Here is a 21839-nt window from a genome sequence, read left to right on the forward strand (position 1 = left end):
TTTACAACATTGTCCAAAGGGCATTATTACGCCCTTTAGACTCACAGATAGAGTATATGAAAGAACTAAACAATTATGACAGAGCAGCGTCTATGTTCTATGCCAATAAAAAGCTAAATAGCTTTCCAATATCTTCCTGGGATCATTCAGGGCCTAATTTTGATCAGATTTGCAAAGATTTTGATGATCTTAGATTTCTAAAAAACCTTGCTCAAGCTAACCGTTGGTCATACAGGAATACTTTTGATAAGGAACTCATAGAAAAAGAAGAGGTTATACTTGTAACCGATCCTGAATTAAAAATTGTATATGCCACGAATAATGTTTTTAAAATGAACGGTTATACCTTAAATAAGATAAAGGGTAAAAATCCGAAAATTTTTCAGGGTGAAGAAACTAGCAGTAAAATTACCGCAACCATAGCAAAGGCGGTTAAAAACCGGGAGCCATTTGAAGCAATAATCCTTAATTACAGAAAAGATGGTTCAACTTACAACTGTTGGATTAAAGGAGAACCGATTTTCAACAAAAAGGGAAAGATCGTAAACTTTATTGCTTTCGAGAGAGAAGTGGCTTAAGAAATTAGTAATTGATTTTTCTGAATATGGATCTAGAAGCTACATGTTTCAATTTCCGTAACCCTTAGTGTATTTACCATTCCCTTGGTCTTTATTGGCATTGCAGCCAAACTTATAAGCATATCACCAACATCTAAAAAACCTTTTTTACATGCAATGCTATTTACATCTTCAATGGTCTCGTCTGTTGAAACAAACTTATCATAGTAAAATGTCTTAACCCCCCAAAGTAGATTTAGCTGTGTTAATATTCGTTTGTTTGAGGTAAATACCAATATATGAGCACTTGGCCGCCATGCTGAAATTTGGAATGCAGTATAACCACTATTAGTGAGCGTAGATATAGCTTTTGCTTTAATTTCATTTGCCATAATGGCCGCATGATAACAAACAGATTTGGTAATATACCTTTTGGTTCGAATATGTGGCGGTTCCTGAGGAACCTGAATTAATTCAGATCCTTCAACACTATGCAGGATACTGGCCATTTTTTGTATAACCTCAACCGGATAATTTCCTACAGAAGTCTCACCCGAAAGCATTACCGCATCTGCCCCATCCATTACAGAGTTTGCCACATCATTAACCTCAGCCCTTGTTGGTGTAAGGGAAGTAATCATAGTTTCCATCATTTGAGTGGCGATAATTACCGGAATTCTTGCTTTTTTAGCTCTTAGAACCAATTTCTTTTGGATAAGGGGAACCTCCTGAGCGGGAACTTCCACGCCAAGGTCTCCTCGAGCAACCATAATACCATCACAATAGGAAACAATTTTATCAATATTTTTTACTGCTTCTGGTTTTTCAATCTTAGCAATAATCGGAATCTTGTTTTTAGAATGTTCCCTTATTAAATTTTGAAGATCAATAAGGTCCTGACTAAATCTTACAAAAGACAAGGCAATCCAATCTACATCGAGAGATATTGCGAAAATGGCATCTTCAATATCTTTTTCAGTAAGAGCAGGTAAGCTAATGTTAGTATTTGGAAGGTTTACTCCTTTCTTAGATTTCAATGGCCCTCCCTGAATTACTTTCGCCTTTACTTCATTCTCCCTATTGGTGGTAAGGACTTCAAACATTAGTTTTCCGTCATCGAGTAAAATACGTTCCCCGGGGTTTACATCCTTTGGAAAACTCGAATAATTCATATATACTTTTTCGCCATTTCCTTCGAATGGTTCACCTGTTACAAAAGTAATCTCGTCTTCTGGTGCGACAATAACTTCGCCGCCCATAACCCCAACTCTTAATTTAGGACCTTGTAAATCGGCAAGAATGGCTGTATACATTCCTAATTCTTCGTTAAGTGAGCGAATCATTTCGACGCGCTTGGAAACATCTTCATAATCTGCATGGGAAAAATTAATTCTAAAGACATCTACTCCGGATTCGATCATCTCCTTTAGGACCTCTCTTTTACTCGTTGCCGGCCCCAAAGTGGCTACAATTTTTGTCTTTTTTGTATTAGGCATACTGCTATATAATTAAGTTTTGCTTGGATTTTAGTTTATTAGTTTCAATTTGGTATGCTGTAATTATCTTGGGAATTTTAAGAATAGAATCCAACAAAGCGCTATCTATCTCATCTTCTTCCTGCTCAATTTTCAGTAAATAATCAACATCCTTGTATTCAGGTATTAAGTGATAAACAGTAGAGGATGTTTCATTGCTAAAAAGATCGTCAAATTCTAAATATTCATCTTTAATACTGGTATTTACAATCATAGTCCAATACCTATCATTAAGTTCATCTTTCCACTCATAAATAGGAAAGGAGGTTTCATTAGATATATCAAGATCCGTCTTAGATCTCTTTAAACTTGTTTTAAGTGTCCTATTCAAGGCATAGGCTAAAGCATAATCTTCCAATCCACTATGTAATGCAATGAGCACATAATTTTCTTCACAAAAATCATCAGAAAATTTATGTAATGTGATCATTTCTTTGAGTAAATTGTAAATATAAGATTATTATATCTGTATCCTCCCCATTTTATCCTGCAGTGCAAAAAATGCTCTTTTAGATGCTTTTTCTTCAGCTTTCTTTTTTGAAGTAGCCCTTGCCTTAGCCATTACTCTTTCATCTATTGAAAGTTTAACCGCAAAATGCTTTAGCGGGTCTTTACCAGTATCCTCATATACTTTGTAATTGAATTCTTTTTTCTGCTTTTGGCACCATTCAATCACCAGACTTTTATAACTTATTACTTTTCCTTCGAGCTGTTCAATGTCTACATAAGGATCTATTACGCGATCGTTAATAAACTTTTCGCAATATTTATAACCCCTGTCTAAATAAATTGCGCCTACCAGAGCTTCAAAAACATTTCCATGTATATTATCACCAAAATGTGATTTGGGGATTCTACTTTCAACATATGATATGAGATTCAAATCCTTACCCAATTCATTTAAATGTTTTCTGCTCACTATTTTAGAGCGCATTTTGGTTAAGTATCCTTCATCTCCATTCGGAACTTCATTGTACAAGTATCGGGAAATAATGGTCCCTAACATAGAATCGCCAAGAAATTCAAGTCTCTCATAATTCAATGGCAGTCCATTTTTATCTTTTTTATTAGCAGACCTGTGAAGAAAGGCTTTTTTATATACACTTAGTTTTTTGGGCTTAAACCCTAATATATTTGAAATTCCTAAAAAAAAATCCCCATCCTCTTTAGAATGGGAATTAAATATATTTGAAGGAAAGTTCATCTTGCTTTTTAGCTAAATTTCTTGAATACCACACACGCATTGTGCCCGCCAAAACCAAAAGTGTTACTCATAGCCACATTAACTTCTCTTTTCTGGGCTTTGTTTAGCGTTAAATTTAGCTTAGGATCTATATTTTCGTCTATCACAGAGTGATTTATCGTTGGTGGAACCAAGCTATGGTTCATTGCTAAAATTGAAGCTATTGCTTCAATCGCACCAGCAGCACCCAATAAATGTCCTGTCATTGACTTAGTAGAATTAATATTTATGTTCGCAGCATGATCACCAAAAACCCGACTAATTGCTTTTAGTTCGGCAACATCGCCCAATGGTGTGGCTGTTCCATGTGTATTAATGGCATCAACATCTTCTGGCCTAAGATTCGCATCGCGTAAACAATTCTCCATTACCCTTACAACACCAGTACCTTCTGGATTTGGCGCGGTCATGTGATATGCGTCACTCGATAGTCCACCCCCAACTAATTCAGCATATATTTTGGCTCCTCTCGCTTTTGCATGTTCCAATTCTTCCAAAATTAATGCTCCGGCACCTTCTCCAAGTACAAAACCATCTCTGGTTGCATCAAAGGGTCTAGAAGCTGTTTCCGGGCTATCATTACGGGTAGACAAAGCATGCATGGCATTAAAACCTCCCATCCCTGCAATTGTCACCGCTGCCTCACTTCCTCCCGAAACAACAACATCGCAATAACCCAATCTGATATAATTTAATGCATCAATCATAGCGTTGGCAGAAGAGGCACATGCAGATACTGTGGTATAATTAGGCCCCATAAAACCATGCTTAATTGAGATATTACCAGGAGCAATATCTGCAATCATTTTAGGAATAAAAAAAGGATTGAATCTTGGTGTTCCGTCACCAGCCGCGAAATTTAAAACCTCATTTTGAAAGGTTTCCAAGCCGCCAATTCCAGCGCCCCAGATAACCCCTACTCTAAATTTATCTATTTTTTCCAGATCTAATCCTGAATCTATAATAGCTTCATCTGAAGAAATCAAGGCATATTGAGCAAACTTATCTAATTTTCGAGCCTCCTTTCTATCAAAGTAGTTCTGTGCATCGAAATTTTTTAATTCGCAGGCAAATTTAGTTTTGAATTTTTCTGTATCGTAATAGGTAATAGGTGCTGAGCCGCTTTTGCCCTCCGTTAAACCTTTCCAGTATTCTTCAATATTATTGCCAATAGGTGTTAAAGCACCAAGTCCGGTAACCACAACTCTCTTTAATTGCATTTAGCCAAATTTTAAATTGAAGTCTAACTCAAGTGTAAATTAAAAAAAATTATCCATGCAGCACGATTACCACATGGATAATTATAAATCTTTATCAAGAACTCATAAATTTACTTGGCTTCTTCTATATAACTAATAGCTTGGCCAACTGTTGCGATGTTTTCTGCTTGATCATCAGGGATTTGAATATCAAATTCCTTTTCAAATTCCATTATCAACTCAACAGTATCCAATGAATCTGCCCCTAAGTCGTTGGTAAAGCTAGCTTCGGCTACAACTTCGTTCTCATCAACTCCTAATTTATCAACGATGATAGCTTTTACTCTTGATGCAATGTCTGACATAATAATTTTGGTTTTAAAAATTTAAATCGTTGGCAAAAATAAAAAACTTATGGTGTAATAACACTATTTGACGTAAAAATGTATCGTAATTTAAGAAAATTAAACTCAAGAATATTAGTTTGTATATAAATTTTCTGCCCGTGAAATGCCTAAAATCAACATAATGATTGTTTTTTTCTGTCAATTAAGTCGCTAATTTCGGGCCGCTAGCATCATATCTTTAATAAACTTAGGACTTAATTTCAAAAAGAATAATTTTGTCTAAATGAAACGAATAGTTCTTTTTGCTTCGGGCTCAGGCACAAATGTTGAAAACATTATCCAATATTTTTCTGAACATAAACGAGTTGAAATAGTCGCTGTCCTAACAAACAGGAAAGACGCCAAAGTTTTAGACAGGTGCGCGCGACTTAAGATTAGTGCTTTATATTTTAACAGGCAGGCCTTTATTGAATCTGACTTAATTTCAGATTTTTTAAATAATCTCAATCCCGATTTAATTGTTCTCGCTGGTTTCCTATGGCGAATCCCAAGAAGATTAATTGATTATTTTCCAGATAGAATTATAAATATTCATCCTGCATTGCTTCCTAAGTATGGAGGTAAAGGAATGTATGGAATGAGGGTACATGAGGCTGTAAAGGGGAATTCAGATCCCGAAACAGGAATTACCATTCATTATGTCAATGAGAATTATGATGAAGGGGCCATTATCATGCAGGTAAAAACATTTGTAGACGAGGGGGATACCCCTGAAATTATTGCCCAAAAAGTCCATGAACTGGAATACGAGCATTATCCAAGGGTAATCGAAGAACTATTATTTAAGGGATAATGGCTAAAAAGAATAAATTTTATGTGGTTTGGAAAGGCAAGAGACCCGGCATATATGAAAGTTGGGATGATTGCAAAGCGGCAATTTCCGGAGCTAAAGGAGCTCAATATATGTCATTCCCCAATTTTGAAATAGCCAAAAAAGCTTATAACAGCAATTACGATGCTTATAAAGGAAAAAAGAAAAACAGCCCTCAGCTTTCCCCACAAGATCTTCTTAAAATAGGAGAGCCAAATTATCATTCTATTTCTGTGGATGCGGCATCCAGCGGAAATCCCGGAATAATGGAATACCAGGGGGTTGATACTAAAACGGGTAAAAGACTATTTAAACAAGGTCCCTTCAAAGAAGGCACCAATAATATAGGTGAGTTTCTTGCTATAGTTCACGGTTTGGCTTTTTTAAAGCAGAAAAATAGCGATCGTATTATTTATACAGATTCAAGGACTGCTATAAGCTGGGTGAGGAAAAAAAGTTGTAATACCAAGCTTATAGAGAACCAAAAAAACAAAGCCTTATTCAATCTCATTCGAAGGGCAGTTGAATGGTTAAAAAACAATTCATACAATACGCCGATAGTAAAATGGGAAACGAAAGCCTGGGGTGAAATTCCTGCAGATTTCGGTAGAAAATAATTAAGGCCTTTTTTAATTTTAATTAGGATTATTTGGAACATCAAAAGTGTATATTTGCTGCATATTTCAAAAACCTGTTATGAGAAAACTTTTAATTGTTGGTACTGTTGCTTTTGATGCTATCGAAACCCCATTTGGGAAAACCGATAAAATTCTGGGAGGAGCTGCTACATTTATTGGTCTGGCGGCTTCGCAATTTGATGTAGACGCAGCCATTGTCTCTGTAGTAGGCGATGATTTGCCCAATGAATACCTAAAATTTTTAGAAGATAAAGATATTGATATATCGGCTATAGAAATTGTAAAAGGAGGGAAGACCTTTTTTTGGAGTGGTAAATATCGAAACGATCTGAACACGAGGGATACCCTGAGTACAGAGCTAAATGTGTTGGCAGATTTTAATCCAGTTGTGCCTGACGACTATAAAAATGCAGATGTGGTTATGTTGGGTAATTTACATCCCAGCATCCAAATGAGCGTTATTAATCAAATGGAGACTAGACCAAAGTTAATTGTCCTTGATACCATGAACTATTGGATGAATCATACTTCGAAAGAATTAAATGATGTCATAAAACATACAGATATTATTACCATAAACGATGAAGAAGCAAGACAACTAACTAATGAATATTCTTTAGTAAAAGCAGCTGCGCAAATTCATGCAATGGGGCCAAAATACGTAGTCATAAAGAAAGGGGAGAATGGTGCTTTACTTTTCCATAATGATAATATATTCTTTGCGCCAGCCCTTCCTTTAAAAGAAGTTTTTGATCCTACCGGTGCGGGTGATACTTTTGCAGGAGGTTTTGTAGGTTATCTTTCAGAGACTGAAAACATATCATTCAGCAATTTAAAGAACGCCGTTATCCATGGATCCAATCTGGCTTCCTTTTGCGTAGAACGTTTTGGAACAGAACGAATGGCAAATTTAAAGAAAGAAGAGGTGGAAAGAAGGTTACATCAATTCAGGGAATTGACACAATTTGATATTGAATTACAATAATAAAACACGCCTCGGAATAACGGGGCTTTTTTAATTCATTTAAATAATGAGTGATGCCATTAAACACGAATGCGGAATATCATTAATACGGCTACTGAAGCCCTTGGATTATTACAAGGAAAAGTATGGCAGTATTTTTTATGGAGTAAACAAGATGTATTTAATGATGGAAAAACAGCACAACCGAGGTCAGGACGGTGCCGGTTTTGCCAGTATTAAATTAGACATGGCTGCCGGGGAGCGTTACATGAGCAGAGTACGTTCTGTGGAATCACAACCTATACAAGACATTTTTGCGCAGATTAATGACCGTATTAATAGCGCATTAAAAGAAAACCCTGAATATATAGACAATACAGTGTTGCAAAAAAGGAATATCCCATATATAGGTGAGGTACTTCTTGGGCACGTCCGATATGGTACATTTGGAAAGAACAGTATTGAAAGTGTACATCCTTTTCTCAGGCAAAATAACTGGATGCATAGAAATCTAATAGTTGCTGGTAATTTTAATATGACCAATGTTGATGAGCTCTTTGATAATTTGATACAACTGGGCCAGCACCCAAAAGAAATGGCGGATACGGTTACGGTCATGGAAAAAATAGGCCATTTTCTTGATGATGCCGTAGCAAAACTATACAGGCAAATAAAGAAAGAAGGCTTTAATAAGATGGAGGCTTCTCCTTTGATCGCCGAGAGATTAAAAGTTTCCAAAATTCTTAAAAAAGCAGCTAAGAATTGGGATGGCGGGTACACTATGGCGGGAATGTTTGGACATGGAGATTCTTTTGTACTACGAGATCCTTCAGGAATAAGACCCGCCTATTACTTTAAAAACGATGAGGTAGTAGTAGTAGCCTCGGAAAGAGCTGCAATACAAACGGTTTTTAATGTGGTTTATGAAGATGTCAAGGAACTCGACCCCGGCAACGCATTAATCATAAAGAAAAACGGTACTGTAAACGCTACTGAAATATTAGAGCCAAAGGAAAGAAAAGCATGCTCTTTTGAAAGAATATATTTTTCAAGGGGTAGCGATAAAGAAATATATCAGGAGCGTAAAGAATTGGGTAAATTGATTTTTCCGCAAATATTGTCTGCTATAAACGAGGATATAAAAAATACGGTTTTTTCATATATCCCTAATACCGCAGAGACCTCCTATTTAGGAATGATCAAAGAAGCGCAGAATTATTTGAATAAGAAAAAAGAAGAACAGATACTTAAATTAGGACCTACTATTACCAGAGAGGAATTAAACAAAATTTTAGATGTTCGTCCCAGGATTGAAAAAGTAGCCATAAAAGATGCAAAACTAAGAACATTTATTACGCAGGATAGCAACAGGGATGATCTGGTTGCACACGTATATGACATTTCTTACGGCTCGGTAAACAAAAATGACAACCTTGTTATTATTGATGATAGTATTGTTAGGGGTACCACCTTAAAGAAAAGTATTTTACGAATTTTAGACAGGTTATCACCAAAGAAAATAATTGTTGTTTCTTCAGCACCACAAATTCGCTACCCAGATTGCTATGGCATTGATATGGCAAAACTAGAAGATTTTATAGCCTTTAAGGCTGCTCTTGAATTACATAAGGAACAGAATTCAATGCAGCAAGTAGATGAAATATATCAGAAATGTATTCAACAAATTCAAACTGCTGAAAAGGATATTATTAATTATGTAAAAGATTTTTATCAACCTTTTAGTGCAGATCAGATATCTAAAAAAATTGGTGAACTCCTGAGTCCTATAGACATTAAGGCTGAAGTACAAATAATTTATCAAACAATCGAAAGTTTACATCAGGCATGCCCCAAGAACCTAGGCGATTGGTATTTTACAGGAGATTATCCGACCCCGGGGGGTAACAAAGTTGTAAATAGGGCCTTTATAAACTTTTATGAGGGTAAAAATGAAAGGGCATATTAACATTTTTATCGATGAAATGCACAGATTTGTGCATTTCATCGATAATTTATGCTATTTGTCGGCTTTTTAGTCACAACGAATTAAAGGCCGTTACTTTAGACTTGCCATAGCATAAGTAGGTTAAGTTCATGGTAAGATTTGGGGCAAAAAAGGTGGAGACTTCTCCACCTTTTTTATTTTACCTCAAATTTTATTTTATTTTACTTCACAATTAATACGACTTTTCTTCACCTATTATAGTATAATAACTAGTCTAAGGTATTTCAACCAATTAAAAAGAAGTTTAACCAAAATTTTAATGCACTCCAACGCGTTAGCATACATTTGAAGGACCATAGCATAAGTAGGTTAAGTTCATGGTAAGATTTGGGGAAAAAGGCAGGTGCAAACCTGCCTTTTTTATTTTATATCCCCACTCCTATAATCGCCTTTCACATAGAATTATTTTTCCGTCTGTTCTAATATAATGTCAGAAAACGCATTTCAACCTATTAAAATGGCGTTTGTCCAAAACCTTTTTTCTCAGCCACTCATTCACTTACATTTGAAGAACCATAGCATAAGTAGGTTAAGTTCATGGTAAGATTTGGGGAAAAAGGCAGGTGCAAACCTGCCTTTTTTATTTCTGATTATCAGTAAATTATGACTTTTTTAATCGGTATTTTTCCTCCCGACTTAGCTTTGATCGTTAGTTGAAAGCCTAAAATTTACCAAAATTTCTTTGTTATTTCTCACAATACCAGTAATTTAGTAATGCCATAGCATAAGTAGGTTAAGTTTATGGTAAGATTTGGGACGAAAAGGGTGGAGACTTCTCCACCCTTTTCTATATAATAAAAAACCTCCCTAATTAATTAAGGAGGTTTAATTTCCAATAAAATTTGGAAAAAAGTTTAATTGTAATTTACTTATTTGAACTGTACAACTCAGCTACTTTATCCCAGTTGATAATATTAAAAAAGGCGTTGACATAATCTGGTCTTCTGTTTTGATAATTTAAATAATATGCATGTTCCCAAACATCCAATCCCAAAATTGGTTGCCCTCCACATCCGGTTCCGGGCATTAACGAATTGTCTTGATTTGGCGTTGAGCAAACTTCTACCTTGCCCCCTTTATGTACGCAAAGCCAAGCCCAACCAGACCCAAATCTTGTCGCGGCAGCTTTGCTAAAGACATCTTTAAAGGCATCAAAGGAACCATAGGCCTCATTGATGGCTGCAGCAAGGTCTCCTGTGGGCTCACCCCCACCATCGGGAGACATTATTTCCCAAAATAAGGAATGATTATAATAGCCCCCTCCATTATTGCGGACCGCCCCATTAGACATGTCTAAATTTTTCAATATATCTGTAATAGATTTATTTGCAAGATCTGTATTCTCAATGGCCGCATTAAATTTCGCGGTGTAACCATTATGATGTTTCGTATGGTGGATCTCCATAGTTCTTGCGTCAATATGAGGTTCTAATGCATCATATGCATATGGTAGTTTTGGTAATTCAAATGCCATTTCTAAACGTTTTAAGTTAATAATTAGAGTCACTCAAAGTTACTCTATTTAACATATATATTGGCCTAATTATTTGTTAAGAACTCTTTAAGATTACGTAATTTGCAAGAAAAAATTAGTGCAGAGCAGCTCATTTAATATCTACAATGCTTCGGCCGGATCAGGGAAAACCTTTAAACTGGTACAAGAATATCTAAAAATTGTACTATCTACAGAAAATTCAAATATTTTTAATCAAATCCTAGCCATCACTTTTACCAATAAGGCTGCTAATGAGATGAAAAGTCGCATTCTTGATAGTCTATTCGAATTTAGCCATCCTAAAAAAACTTCCCCCTTATTTCGATTACTAGCTAAGGATCTAAATATTGAAAATGATCATTTGCAAAAAAGAGCCAACATCACATTAAAGCAAATTCTTCATAATTATGCTTTTTTTGAGCTTTCGACCATCGATAAATTCACGCACCGACTTATTAGAACCTTCGCTAAAGACCTTAAAATTCCACAGAATTTTGAAGTTATATTGGATACAGACCTTTTATTAGGCGAAGGAATTGACCGTTTAATAAATAAAGCAGGAACGGATAAGGTGCTTACAAAAGTTCTGATCGACTTTGCTTTGGAAAAAATTCAAGACGATAAAAGCTGGGATATAGCATATGACCTTACAAAAATGGGTAAATTGTTATTTGAGGAAAATCAATCTTATCATCTTGACCTTCTAAAAAACAAAAGTCCACAGGATTTTTTAACTCTCAAAAAATTAATTCAAAAAAAAATCACCCTTCTAGAGGATGAAGTTAAAGACCTTGCCAGGCAAGCTCTAGAAACAATATCCCAATCCGGTATTGGTTTGGAGGTCTTTCCCAGGAAAACGCTTCCCAACCACTTTACTAAAATTTGTGATTTCGAATTTAATCCTGCTAAGCTTTACAACAACCAATTAGAAAATAATTTACAGGAAGGTAAAATATTTAAATCAGGATTTCAGGCTCCTAATCCGGAATTGGCATTCGCCCTTCAAAAATATTTTTTAGAAATAAAAAAAAGGATATATCATAGGTCTTTTTTGCGTAATTCCTATTTAAATATTGTGCCATTAACGGTTTTAAATGCAATCCATCAAGAAATTAAAACCATTGAGTCAGAACGGGATCAGATTCCAATATCTTCATTTAATACCATTATTTCAAATGAAATAAGGAACCAACCCGCTCCATACATTTATGAACGATTGGGCGAAAAATATCGTCATTATTTTATTGATGAATTTCAGGATACTTCAAAAATGCAATGGGAGAACCTTGTTCCATTAATAAGTAATGCCCTCGAAAGTGAAGATGAACAGGGTAATATGGGAACCTTGATGTTGGTTGGAGATGTTAAACAAGCTATTTATAGATGGCGTGGTGGGCGGGCCGAACAATTTTTGAACTTGATTAACAAAAAAACAAATCCTTTTGTGGTGGAACCACATATTAGCTCACTAGAAACAAATTACAGAAGCCGGGAGGAACTCATAAAATTTAATAATGCCTTTTTTACCGTTACAAGCCCATTCCTTGGTAGTCCACAATACAATTTACTTTTTACGGATGGAAATAAACAAGCTTTTAATGATAAAGTAGGTGGAAATGTAGATTTGAATTTTATTAAAATGCCTAAGGAGAATAAGGACTTAGAGTATTGCAATGAGGTACTAAGATCAATCAATGATGCACGCGCCGATAAGTATAATTATGCTGACATCTGTATTCTTACCAGAAAACGAAAGCATGGTATTATTTTAGCCAATTTTCTAATAGAACAAAATATTCCAATAATTTCTTCTGAGACACTCTTGCTTAAGAATAATCCAAAAGTCAATTTTCTAGTCAATTTATTAAAACTCATTAACGCACCCGAGGATTCAGAAATTTGCTATGAAATATTATATTTTCTTGCCGCAAACAGAGAAAACAAACATGAGTTTATTCAAAAACATTTAAACAATTTGCTTTCTGCATTAAATGAGGCTTACAACTTTAATATTGGCGAAGTAAAGTACAACTCTTTACCTGATGGCCTGGAATATGCAATAAACCAATTCAAGTTAGTTGAGCATTCAGATGCCTACCTTACCTATTTTATGGATGAGGTCATTGATTCTGAACAAAGGGACGATACCAGTATCGCTTCATTTTTAGACTATTGGGAAAAGAAAAAAGAGAGGCTCAGTATTGTAGCTCCAGAAAATTTGAATGCCGTTCAGATAATGACTATACACAAAGCAAAGGGATTAGAATTTCCAGTTGTCATTTACCCTTTTGCGAACACTAAGATTTATGACGAACTAGAACCAAAATTGTGGTTGCCCGTTGAGGATTTTGGAGAATTTAAAGAAGTACTAATAAATAAGAAATCAGAAGTGTTACATTATGGGGAAGCAGCCAAAACAATTTATGAAGAAGAACAGCATAAACTCGAATTGGATGCATTTAACTTGCTATATGTAGCACTTACACGCGCAGTGGATAGGCTCATTATAATAACAGAAATGCTTCTTAATGCTAAGAAAGAATTTAAATTAGATAACTACTCAGGTTTATTTATCCATTTTTTAATTAGTCAAGGAATTTGGGATGAGAACAAAATCAGATATTCCTTTGGATCAGCTGAATCCAAGGATCAAGAACAACCGCTCCCAAAAGCGCAACCATATATCCCTTATATCTGTACTCAAAAGAATAATACCAATTTCAATATTATTACCCAGTCTGGTAGTCTTTGGGACAGCAAGAGAGAAGAAGCAATCAAAAAAGGTAATATAATCCACTATACTATGGGGCTTATTAAAACCGAGAGCGATATTGATCCCGCAATTGATTATATGATTAGAAAAGGAGATCTTAAAGTTGAAGAAGGAGCTCAATTAAAGGAAACTGTGCAACAAATCATTTGGCATCCGAAATTGAAATCTTTCTTTACAGCTGAAAATAACGTTAAGAATGAAAGTGAAATTATAACAGAAAATGGCCTAATTTTACGACCAGATCGTATGGTTATTAATAATCAAAGGGTTACATTAATTGATTATAAAACCGGAAAAAAAGCTCAAAAATATTATGAACAATTATACACCTATGCCGATGCGTTGAAAACCATGGGATATTTAGTTGAAAATAAGATATTAGTCTATATTGATAAAAAAATTACTCCAGAATTCATTAATTAGTTATGTACGGAAAAATTAAAGAATATTTAAAAGAAGAACTTAGCGGCATAAAAGAAGCAGGGCTATATAAAGAAGAACGCATAATTACTTCCGCTCAGGGTGCAGTAATCAGAGTTTCCGGCGGACAGGAAGTAATAAACTTTTGTGCAAATAATTATTTAGGATTATCTGCTCATCCCGAAGTAATAAAAGCTGCCAAAGAAACCCTGGATACTCATGGATTTGGAATGTCTTCAGTACGTTTTATTTGTGGTACCCAGGATATCCATAAAGAATTGGAACATAGAATTGCAAAATTCTATGGTACCGAAGACACTATATTATATGCCGCAGCTTTTGATGCCAATGGCGGTGTATTTGAACCGCTGTTGTCACAAGAAGACGCGATTATATCAGATGCTCTAAATCATGCGTCTATAATTGATGGTGTTAGGCTATGTAAGGCCAAGCGATATAGGTACGCCAATAGTGATATGGTTGATCTGGAAACTAAATTAATCCAGGCTAATAATGATAATGCCCGATTTAAAATAATTGTTACTGATGGTGTATTTTCCATGGATGGATTATTGGCTCCGTTAGATAAAATATGTGATCTGGCCGATAAATATGATGCCATGGTAATGATTGATGAATGCCATGCAACCGGATTTATTGGGGAAACCGGCAGAGGTACCTTAGAGGAAAAAGGTGTAATGAACAGGATAGACATTATTACCGGAACACTGGGTAAAGCTTTGGGTGGCGCAATGGGAGGTTATACAACCGGTAAAAAAGAGATTATTGACATGTTAAGGCAACGATCAAGACCGTATTTGTTTTCTAATTCCCTTGCTCCTGCTATAGTAGGAGCTTCTATTAAAGTGTTTGAAATGCTTGAAACGGATACCTCTTTGAGAGATAAGTTGGAAAAAAACACAAAATATTTCAAAAATGGAATGCAAAAAGCGGGGTTTGATATTATTGATGGGGATTCTGCTATAGTACCAGTAATGCTCTATGATGCGAAATTATCCCAAAAAATGGCAAATATGTTGCTAGATAATGGCATTTATGTTATAGGTTTCTTTTATCCTGTGGTTCCCAAGGATAAAGCTAGAATTCGGGTACAATTGTCTGCCGCTCATGAAATTTCGCATCTGGATAAAGCTATCAATGCTTTTATAAAGGTAGGCAGAGAGTTAAAAATTATCTGAATACTGGTTTTAACTTAAAAAAACCTTAAAAAAATAGGAAATTGATTTTGTTAATAATTCTTAACAACTTACATTTGCTGCTAAATAAACACTTAAACTTAAAATTTTGAACATGAAACAGCTTAGCAGATTATTAGTTGTTGGCCTACTAATATTGGCCTCTAACAGCATACAAGCGCAAAATGAAGATAATCCTTGGCAAATTGGTTTTGGAGTTAACGCAGTTGACTTTTATCCAACAGGTAAAGTAAGTTCATTCGGAAATGAATTATTTAATGCCAATGACCACTGGAACATCTTACCATCTATCTCTTATGTTGGACTTTCTCGTCATATTGGTGATGGTATCTCCGTTGGCGTTAGAGGTTCTTTAAACCGTATTAGGAAAATTGGTGACGTTGCAGTTGACGACTTGTCTTACTATGGTATGGATGGAACTATCAAATACAATTTTATAAAAAATACCACTATTGATCCCTTCATTGAAATTGGAGGTGGTTATACTTGGGTTGCTGATATTGGAGCCGGTACTCTTAACGGAGGAATTGGTACTAATATTTGGTTTAACGAGAATATTGGTTTAACCCTTCAAATGCAATATAAGCACTCTTTTCAGGATTACTTACTCCCACACTGGCAACACATGGCGGGTCTTTCAATAAGATTTGGTGGGTCTGATACAGATAAAGACGGAATTTATGACAAAGATGATGCTTGTCCAGAAGTACCTGGTTTAGAAGCATTTAATGGTTGTCCAGATTCTGACGGCGATGGAATTGAAGACAGCAAAGATGCTTGTCCAAACGAAGCTGGTTCTAAAGAAATGAATGGTTGTCCTGATTCTGATGGCGATGGTATTGCTGATAAAGATGATGCTTGTCCAAATGAAGCTGGTCTAGCTGCTTTAGCTGGTTGTCCTGATGCTGACGGTGATGGTATTGCTGATAAAGATGATCAGTGTCCTAACGAAGCAGGTCCTGCTGAGAATAATGGATGCCCATGGCCAGACAGAGACGGTGATGGTGTATTTGACAAAGATGATCTTTGTCCAGACATACCAGGTGTAGTAGCGAATAAAGGTTGTCCTGAAGTTACTGAAGCCGTACGTAAGACATTAAACGACTACGCTAAGACTATCTTATTTGATACTGGTAAAGCAACTATTAAAGATCGTTCTGCTGAAGTATTGCAGAATATCGTAGCTATCCTTGAAGAGTATTCTTTTGCAAGGTTTACTATAGACGGGCACACTGATAGCGTTGGTAGTGCTTCATTAAACCAAAAGCTTTCTGAAGAAAGAGCTTATTCCGTAATGAATTTCTTAATTGAGAACGGTATCGCCTCAAACAGATTGGAAGCTACGGGTTATGGTGAAGACAGACCTTTAGCAGACAACGGTACCGCTTCCGGAAGGAAAACGAATCGTAGAGTTGAAATTAACTTGATTAGAGAATAAGGTTTTAAACTTAATATAATAGAAAAAAGCTCCGCAAATGCGGGGCTTTTTTTATTTTTAGATATGAAGAGTTTTTTAAATCAGATTATTGAAGAATTGTGGGAAAAGAATGATTCGCTTGATAATCTCATTTTTATACTTCCCGGTAAACGCGCAGGAACATTTCTTAAAAACAGCATCTCCAAAATTGTTAGTAAAACAATTTTTGCTCCTGAAATCCATAGCATTGAAACATTTGTTGAAGCTATTTCCGGTCTTTCGTATGCCACCAACACACAACAATTATTTGAACTATATAATGCCTATATAAATATGGGCAGTGAAGAAAAGGAAAGTTTTTATTCCTTTTCCAAATGGGGTCAAATTCTATTGCAGGATTTTAACGAAATCGACAGGTACCTGGTGCCCCCTGATAAGCTTTTTTCATACTTATCGGTTGTACAGGAAATGAACCAATGGCATCTGAAACCCAATAAAACTAAATTAATAGAAGATTATCTCAGCTTTTGGAATAATCTTGAAGAATTACACTCCAACTTTAATAAAAATCTTTTAGAAATTGGATTGGGACATCAGGGATTGGTTTATAAGGAAGCATGCAATAAACTATCTGAGTACATTAATAGATCAAAAAATAAAAAGCACATTTTTGTTGGATTTAATGCTTTGAATAAAGCTGAGATTTTTATTATTAAAGAATTTTTAAAAGAAGGTAAAGCTGATATCTTTTGGGACATAGACAACTATTTCCTGGAAGATAAAATTCATGATGCGGGTTTTTTTATTAGACAATACCATAAGGACTGGAGCTATTATAAAGACCATTCATTAAAAGGATTAAGCAATTCTTATTGCACCACAAAAAATATCCAAATTTCCGGAGTGCCTAAAAAAATATCCCAGGCAAAGTACATTGGGAATTTGATTTCAAATCTAAATAAAAAGGATCCGAAACAAATAAAGAATACAGCTGTAATATTGGGAGATGAAACGCTACTTAACCCCTTATTAAACTCCCTCCCGGCTGAAATAAATAAGGTAAATATCACTATGGGGTATCCCTTAGATAAAACGCCCCTGGCAGGCATGTTTACTCATCTCTTCGACCTTTATATTCAATTAGATTCTCGCGGTTGGTTTTATAAGAACTTGGTTTCTTTTTTGGCTCATCCGTATGTTCAGAAAATACTTTCCACGGATGATCTAAATATAGTTGCACGAATAAAAACGGAAATTAATAAGCGTAATTGTATCTATATAACCCCTTCTAAATTAGAATCAATATTCCCTGAAACTAATGAGGGATTAACGCTCCTGTTTTCAGATGAAAATGTTGACCCTTCTCTTTTTCTCGAAAGGGTTATTGCAATTATTGAACTTCTAAAAGTGAAATTTCAATTACTGGAAAACAATTTAGAACTAGAGTATTTATATAACTTTTATACCTTATTTAATGAGTTAAAATTGCTTTCTATAAAATATCCGTTTTTAAAAGATCTAAGGGCTTTACAAAGTATCTTCAAGGAACTTATATCCACTGAAAAAATAAACTTTAGAGGTGAACCTCTTGAAGGGTTACAAATCATGGGGATGTTGGAAAGCAGAAACCTCGATTTTGAAACGGTCATAATTACATCAGTAAATGAAGGTATCCTTCCCGCAGGAAAGACCAATAACTCATTCATACCTTTCGATATAAAAAGAGAATTTGGTTTGCCTGTTTACAAAGAGAAAGATGCCGTCTATACTTATCATTTTTACAGATTGTTACAACGAGCTAAAAACATCTATCTTATCTATAACACTGAACCTGATGTCATTGAGGGCGGTGAAAAAAGTAGATTTATTTCACAATTACTTACAGATGAAAAGCACATAGAAAATATAGTAACTAAAATTTCGGTTCCACAGATAAACTCAATAGTTAATTCTCCCGTTTCTATACAAAAGGATAGCGATATAATGAATAAAATACATGCCGTCTTAAAAAAAGGTCTTTCTCCTTCTTCACTTACAAACTATATCAAAAATCCTATTAATTTTTACAAGCAAAAGATATTAAAATTAGAAGAAGCTCTTGAAATAGAGGAGACTATTGCTTCAAAAACCTTTGGGACTGTTTTACACAAGGCAATGGAAATTCTGTACGAGCCATTCCTCAGTCTTTTACTGACAGAAGAAAAACTAAAAGAACAAAGACTTAAAATAAAAGCCGTAGTTAAACATGAACTCCTGAAAACTTATGCAGAAGAGGATATTTCAAGAGGAAAAAACCTTATTGCCTTTAATGTTATTGTGGCTTATATAGATAGTTTCATTTTGAAGGAAATTGAAGGCATTAAACATCATAATATTAAAATAATAGCGCTTGAAAAAGATCTGTCAGTTAATATAGACGTGCCGGGGATAGAGTCCCTAGTTGTGCTAAAAGGAACATTAGACAGGATTGATGAAAAGGATGGCGTGCTTAGGATACTTGATTATAAGACCGGGAGTGTTCTAAAGTCTAATGTAGAAGTAGTTTTATGGGATGAAATCATTGAGAATTACGATCGTAGCAAAGCATTTCAGTTGCTTTGTTATTCGTTTATGTATCAAAATATTAATCACATTGAAAAAATGAACGCCGGAATTATTTCCTTCAAGAATTTGAGTTCTGGTCCATTCTATTTTTCAACAAAAATTAGCTGGAATACCTCAAATAAGGATTTCAACATAACTAAAGATATCCTAGATCTATTTCAGGAACAGTTGGTTAAACTAATTCAGGAAATTGCAAATCCAGAAATACCATTTATTGCTAAAGAAGATTAATGACTATTTTTTGTCTGGTCTGCTGGGTCTTACTTCTATTTTACTGGGCAGTGTTCTCGGGTTCATTTTTAACAAATCAATCACCAGCTCTCCTATATCCTCTGGTTGTATTTTCCAGGCATCTTTTTGGGTAGGTTCGTTATTATTGAAATGTGTAGCTACAGAACCGGGCATTATAGTAGAAACTTTAATATCGTATTTACGGAGATCCAACATCGCCGCCTGGGTAAAACCAACAACACCAAACTTTGTAGCATTATACCCAGCCGCTGTAGGGAAAAAATTTGTCCCCGCTAGACTTGCAAGAGTTATATAATACCCTTTTGAGACTTTTAAAGCTTCAACTGATGCCTTTAAAGTATGAAATACACCATTAAGGTTTGTATCAATCATTTGATGCCAATCGTTTTCGGATAATTCATCAACTGGTGCAAAATGTCCAACGCCTGCATTAGCCAGAACCACATCAAGCTTTCCCCATTTTTGTATAATTTGTGCTACAGCCTTATGCTCGTCGTTAAGCTTTGTAACATCACTCACAAGAGCCAATACATCAGGCCCAGATCCTAATTGTTGTTCAGCTGCATCCAAGCTTGATTTATTTCTGCCACTTATGGCAACTTTAATCCCTGAGTCCAGTAATTTCTTCGCCACTCCAAGTCCTATCCCTTTTGAACCGCCTGTGATATATGCAACTTTACCCGTTAAATCTATCATATCAATTGAAATTTCTGTAGTTAATTATCCGCGCTCTCTTAAATATTAAAAAGCCCTAAATACTAAAATAAAAAACCCTCTTACGGTAGTTGAAGGAGGGTTTTTGTGGAGAATACCGGAGTCGAACCGGTGACCTCTTGCATGCCATGCAAGCGCTCTAGCCAGCTGAGCTAATCCCCCGTCTTTTAAGGAAGTTCAAAGGAACTACTTTTTGAATAAGTTTCAAAATTCCTCTGAATAAATTTTTATCTACTCTAATCCTTCTTAACACTTAAAACAAGTACAGGAATACGCACTGAAAACTCAGATTTAAGAACCGCATTCTTCTCCCACAAATTTTTAAAAAATCCACGTTTCCTTCTAAATACACAAAGCAAATCCGGGTTTGTGGACTGGAAATGTTCTAAAACTCCCAAATAGGTTGTAGCATGCTCCGTAACAGTTAAGTGCGAACATAAATCCATAAGAGAAGTATTTATTTTGAGATCTTCATCCGAATAACCAGGAGTCTTTACGAGAAGTAAATTTACTTTTGATTTAAATTTCTTCTTTATTAGTCTTAATGGTTCAAGGATTCTCCTTTGAGTTAAAATTCCAGATTTAAAAGCTGTTAGAATATTTTTAATAGGCTTAAAAATAGTACCTCTTGGTACGATTAAAGTTGGAATATCTGTTCTTTTAACTATTCTTCCGGTAGTATGTCCCAGATATAATTCCTCTTTAATATCATTACACCTTGGGGCAATGATTATAAGATCTATACCAAGTTCTTTGTCAATTTCCTTTATTCCATCTACTAAATCCCCATTATATGTGGCAATCTTAATATCTACTTTCCTGGAATCTACCTGTTCGATAACTTCCTTGAGACGCTTCTTACTGCTTTCTGCCACTTTCTCTGATATATTCTTTAACTCACCTGCCCCTGCCTTGGCCGAAAATACTTCCATGACATAAACACTTGAAGAAAATTGCGCAGCATAATCTACGGCATATTGTAAGGTCTCATGAGCATTGGGAGAAGTTCCTATAGGCACCAATATGTTATTCATAAGGTTTGGTATTATTGAATTAAATTTACAACTTATTTAATAAATTATTCATGATTAGATGTGCAAAGATACTGGAAATCCCGGAAATTCTTGGGCTTACCAAAGCCTGTGCCAAACAAATGGAAAAAATAGGGATATTTCAATGGAATGAAGAATACCCTTCGAAGGAAGCTTTTGAAGAAGATATTTCCCGAAAGGAATTATTTGTGCTTAAATCTGTAAATATTCTTATAGGCTGTATAACTATTACCACATTTATGGATGAGGAATATATTCCTATTAAATGGCTAACACCTAACGAAAATAACATATATATTCACAGGCTCGCTGTGGGGCCTGAATACCAGGGGGAAGGCTATGCCCGAATGTTAATGAATTTTGCTGAAAATTATGCGCGGGATAACAAGTATATCTCGATACGTTTGGATACATTTAGTCAAAACAAAAGGAATCAAAAATTTTACGAGCAACGGGGATATCAAAAACTGGGAAATATCTATTTCCCCAAACAAAGTGATTATCCATTTTACTGTTATGAACTCGTTTTGTAATCC

General features: G+C 35.2%; 18 protein-coding genes and 1 tRNA gene. 10 read left to right on the plus strand and 9 right to left on the minus strand.

Features of this window, described 5'->3' with window-relative positions; genetic code table 11:
* Positions 1–56: 56 nt before the first annotated feature.
* Positions 57–578, plus strand: a complete 522-nt coding sequence (locus ABJH90_RS13565) for a PAS domain-containing protein (protein ID WP_348141182.1) — start codon at positions 57–59, stop codon at positions 576–578.
* Between the two features lie 32 nt (positions 579–610).
* Here the strand turns inward: ABJH90_RS13565 and pyk are convergent, their stop codons facing one another.
* From pyk to ABJH90_RS13590, 5 genes are all read right to left on the minus strand, one after another.
* A complete protein-coding gene (gene pyk / locus ABJH90_RS13570) occupies positions 611–2053 on the minus strand; it encodes a pyruvate kinase (RefSeq protein WP_348141180.1) in 1443 nt (480 codons plus the stop codon).
* A 4-nt stretch (positions 2054–2057) separates the two neighbouring features.
* Positions 2058–2522, minus strand: coding sequence for an IPExxxVDY family protein (locus ABJH90_RS13575; RefSeq protein WP_348141178.1), 465 nt, complete (start codon positions 2520–2522; stop codon positions 2058–2060).
* Positions 2523–2552: 30 nt separating this feature from the next.
* Entirely contained in the window at positions 2553–3296 is a 744-nt protein-coding gene (rnc, locus tag ABJH90_RS13580) for a ribonuclease III (protein ID WP_348141176.1), read from the minus strand.
* Between the two features lie 8 nt (positions 3297–3304).
* Complete coding sequence (gene fabF, locus ABJH90_RS13585) at positions 3305–4555, minus strand: beta-ketoacyl-ACP synthase II (RefSeq protein ID WP_348141174.1); 1251 nt, start codon at positions 4553–4555, stop codon at positions 3305–3307.
* Between the two features lie 110 nt (positions 4556–4665).
* Positions 4666–4899: an acyl carrier protein gene (locus tag ABJH90_RS13590; protein ID WP_009778413.1), complete on the minus strand. Its 234-nt coding sequence runs from the start codon at positions 4897–4899 to the stop codon at positions 4666–4668.
* 265 nt (positions 4900–5164) lie between these two features.
* Between ABJH90_RS13590 and ABJH90_RS13595 the strand changes: the two genes are divergently transcribed.
* The 4 genes from ABJH90_RS13595 (at position 5165) to ABJH90_RS13610 (ending at position 9320) form a co-directional block, all read left to right on the plus strand.
* A complete protein-coding gene (locus ABJH90_RS13595; RefSeq protein ID WP_348141171.1) occupies positions 5165–5734 on the plus strand; it encodes a phosphoribosylglycinamide formyltransferase in 570 nt (189 codons plus the stop codon).
* On the plus strand, positions 5734–6369 hold the full coding sequence (locus ABJH90_RS13600) for a ribonuclease H family protein (RefSeq protein ID WP_348141170.1): 636 nt from the start codon (positions 5734–5736) through the stop codon (positions 6367–6369). Before ABJH90_RS13595 ends, ABJH90_RS13600 begins: the two co-directional genes overlap by 1 nt.
* A 79-nt stretch (positions 6370–6448) precedes the next feature.
* Positions 6449–7375 carry a PfkB family carbohydrate kinase gene (locus ABJH90_RS13605; RefSeq protein WP_348141169.1) on the plus strand — a complete coding sequence of 309 codons (927 nt, stop codon included), beginning with the start codon at positions 6449–6451 and terminating at the stop codon, positions 7373–7375.
* A gap of 46 nt (positions 7376–7421) precedes the next feature.
* A complete protein-coding gene (locus tag ABJH90_RS13610) occupies positions 7422–9320 on the plus strand; it encodes an amidophosphoribosyltransferase (protein ID WP_348141168.1) in 1899 nt (632 codons plus the stop codon).
* A gap of 904 nt (positions 9321–10224) precedes the next feature.
* On the opposite strand, the gene ABJH90_RS13615 is transcribed toward ABJH90_RS13610, so the two are convergent.
* A complete protein-coding gene (locus ABJH90_RS13615; protein WP_348141167.1) occupies positions 10225–10833 on the minus strand; it encodes a superoxide dismutase in 609 nt (202 codons plus the stop codon).
* A gap of 118 nt (positions 10834–10951) precedes the next feature.
* Here ABJH90_RS13615 and ABJH90_RS13620 point away from each other — a divergent pair, with 118 nt between their 5' ends.
* The 4 genes from ABJH90_RS13620 (at position 10952) to ABJH90_RS13635 (ending at position 19516) form a co-directional block, all read left to right on the plus strand.
* Positions 10952–14050 (plus strand): UvrD-helicase domain-containing protein, encoded by a 3099-nt coding sequence (locus ABJH90_RS13620; RefSeq protein ID WP_348141166.1) that lies wholly within the window; start codon positions 10952–10954, stop codon positions 14048–14050.
* 2 nt (positions 14051–14052) lie between these two features.
* Positions 14053–15246 carry a glycine C-acetyltransferase gene (gene kbl / locus ABJH90_RS13625; RefSeq protein ID WP_348141165.1) on the plus strand — a complete coding sequence of 398 codons (1194 nt, stop codon included), beginning with the start codon at positions 14053–14055 and terminating at the stop codon, positions 15244–15246.
* Positions 15247–15358: 112 nt separating this feature from the next.
* A complete protein-coding gene (locus ABJH90_RS13630; protein WP_348141164.1) occupies positions 15359–16702 on the plus strand; it encodes an OmpA family protein in 1344 nt (447 codons plus the stop codon).
* 63 nt (positions 16703–16765) lie between these two features.
* Positions 16766–19516 carry a PD-(D/E)XK nuclease family protein gene (locus ABJH90_RS13635; protein ID WP_348141163.1) on the plus strand — a complete coding sequence of 917 codons (2751 nt, stop codon included), beginning with the start codon at positions 16766–16768 and terminating at the stop codon, positions 19514–19516.
* Between the two features lie 3 nt (positions 19517–19519).
* Here the strand turns inward: ABJH90_RS13635 and ABJH90_RS13640 are convergent, their stop codons facing one another.
* From ABJH90_RS13640 to ABJH90_RS13650, 3 genes are all read right to left on the minus strand, one after another.
* The gene (locus ABJH90_RS13640) at positions 19520–20233 is read right to left on the minus strand and encodes an SDR family oxidoreductase (protein WP_348141162.1); all 714 of its coding nucleotides are present in this window, start codon (positions 20231–20233) and stop codon (positions 19520–19522) included.
* A gap of 106 nt (positions 20234–20339) precedes the next feature.
* Positions 20340–20413: transfer RNA gene (locus ABJH90_RS13645), tRNA-Ala, on the minus strand.
* Between the two features lie 74 nt (positions 20414–20487).
* Positions 20488–21285 (minus strand): universal stress protein, encoded by a 798-nt coding sequence (locus ABJH90_RS13650; protein ID WP_348141161.1) that lies wholly within the window; start codon positions 21283–21285, stop codon positions 20488–20490.
* A gap of 50 nt (positions 21286–21335) precedes the next feature.
* Between ABJH90_RS13650 and ABJH90_RS13655 the strand changes: the two genes are divergently transcribed.
* The gene (locus ABJH90_RS13655) at positions 21336–21836 is read left to right on the plus strand and encodes a GNAT family N-acetyltransferase (protein ID WP_348141160.1); all 501 of its coding nucleotides are present in this window, start codon (positions 21336–21338) and stop codon (positions 21834–21836) included.
* The last annotated feature ends 3 nt before the right edge of the window (positions 21837–21839 follow it).

This window comes from Eudoraea sp. (assembly GCF_039969275.1).
In the GTDB taxonomy this organism is placed as follows: Bacteria; Bacteroidota; Bacteroidia; order Flavobacteriales; family Flavobacteriaceae; genus Eudoraea.

Bases quoted from the DNA above. Each gene is read 5' to 3' on its own strand.
- ABJH90_RS13600 (WP_348141170.1), top strand. From the start codon at position 5,734: ATGGCTAAAAAGAATAAATTTTATGTGGTTTGGAAAGGCAAGAGACCC.
- ABJH90_RS13635 (WP_348141163.1), top strand. From the start codon at position 16,766: ATGAAGAGTTTTTTAAATCAGATTATTGAAGAATTGTGGGAAAAGAAT.
- ABJH90_RS13605 (WP_348141169.1), top strand. From the start codon at position 6,449: ATGAGAAAACTTTTAATTGTTGGTACTGTTGCTTTTGATGCTATCGAA.
- ABJH90_RS13590 (WP_009778413.1), bottom strand. From the start codon at position 4,899: ATGTCAGACATTGCATCAAGAGTAAAAGCTATCATCGTTGATAAATTA.
- ABJH90_RS13595 (WP_348141171.1), top strand. From the start codon at position 5,165: ATGAAACGAATAGTTCTTTTTGCTTCGGGCTCAGGCACAAATGTTGAA.
- pyk (WP_348141180.1), bottom strand. From the start codon at position 2,053: ATGCCTAATACAAAAAAGACAAAAATTGTAGCCACTTTGGGGCCGGCA.
- ABJH90_RS13565 (WP_348141182.1), top strand. From the start codon at position 57: ATGAAAGAACTAAACAATTATGACAGAGCAGCGTCTATGTTCTATGCC.
- ABJH90_RS13640 (WP_348141162.1), bottom strand. From the start codon at position 20,233: ATGATAGATTTAACGGGTAAAGTTGCATATATCACAGGCGGTTCAAAA.
- ABJH90_RS13655 (WP_348141160.1), top strand. From the start codon at position 21,336: ATGATTAGATGTGCAAAGATACTGGAAATCCCGGAAATTCTTGGGCTT.
- ABJH90_RS13615 (WP_348141167.1), bottom strand. From the start codon at position 10,833: ATGGCATTTGAATTACCAAAACTACCATATGCATATGATGCATTAGAA.
- ABJH90_RS13630 (WP_348141164.1), top strand. From the start codon at position 15,359: ATGAAACAGCTTAGCAGATTATTAGTTGTTGGCCTACTAATATTGGCC.
- fabF (WP_348141174.1), bottom strand. From the start codon at position 4,555: ATGCAATTAAAGAGAGTTGTGGTTACCGGACTTGGTGCTTTAACACCT.
- ABJH90_RS13610 (WP_348141168.1), top strand. From the start codon at position 7,422: ATGAGTGATGCCATTAAACACGAATGCGGAATATCATTAATACGGCTA.
- kbl (WP_348141165.1), top strand. From the start codon at position 14,053: ATGTACGGAAAAATTAAAGAATATTTAAAAGAAGAACTTAGCGGCATA.
- rnc (WP_348141176.1), bottom strand. From the start codon at position 3,296: ATGAACTTTCCTTCAAATATATTTAATTCCCATTCTAAAGAGGATGGG.
- ABJH90_RS13575 (WP_348141178.1), bottom strand. From the start codon at position 2,522: ATGATCACATTACATAAATTTTCTGATGATTTTTGTGAAGAAAATTAT.
- ABJH90_RS13650 (WP_348141161.1), bottom strand. From the start codon at position 21,285: ATGAATAACATATTGGTGCCTATAGGAACTTCTCCCAATGCTCATGAG.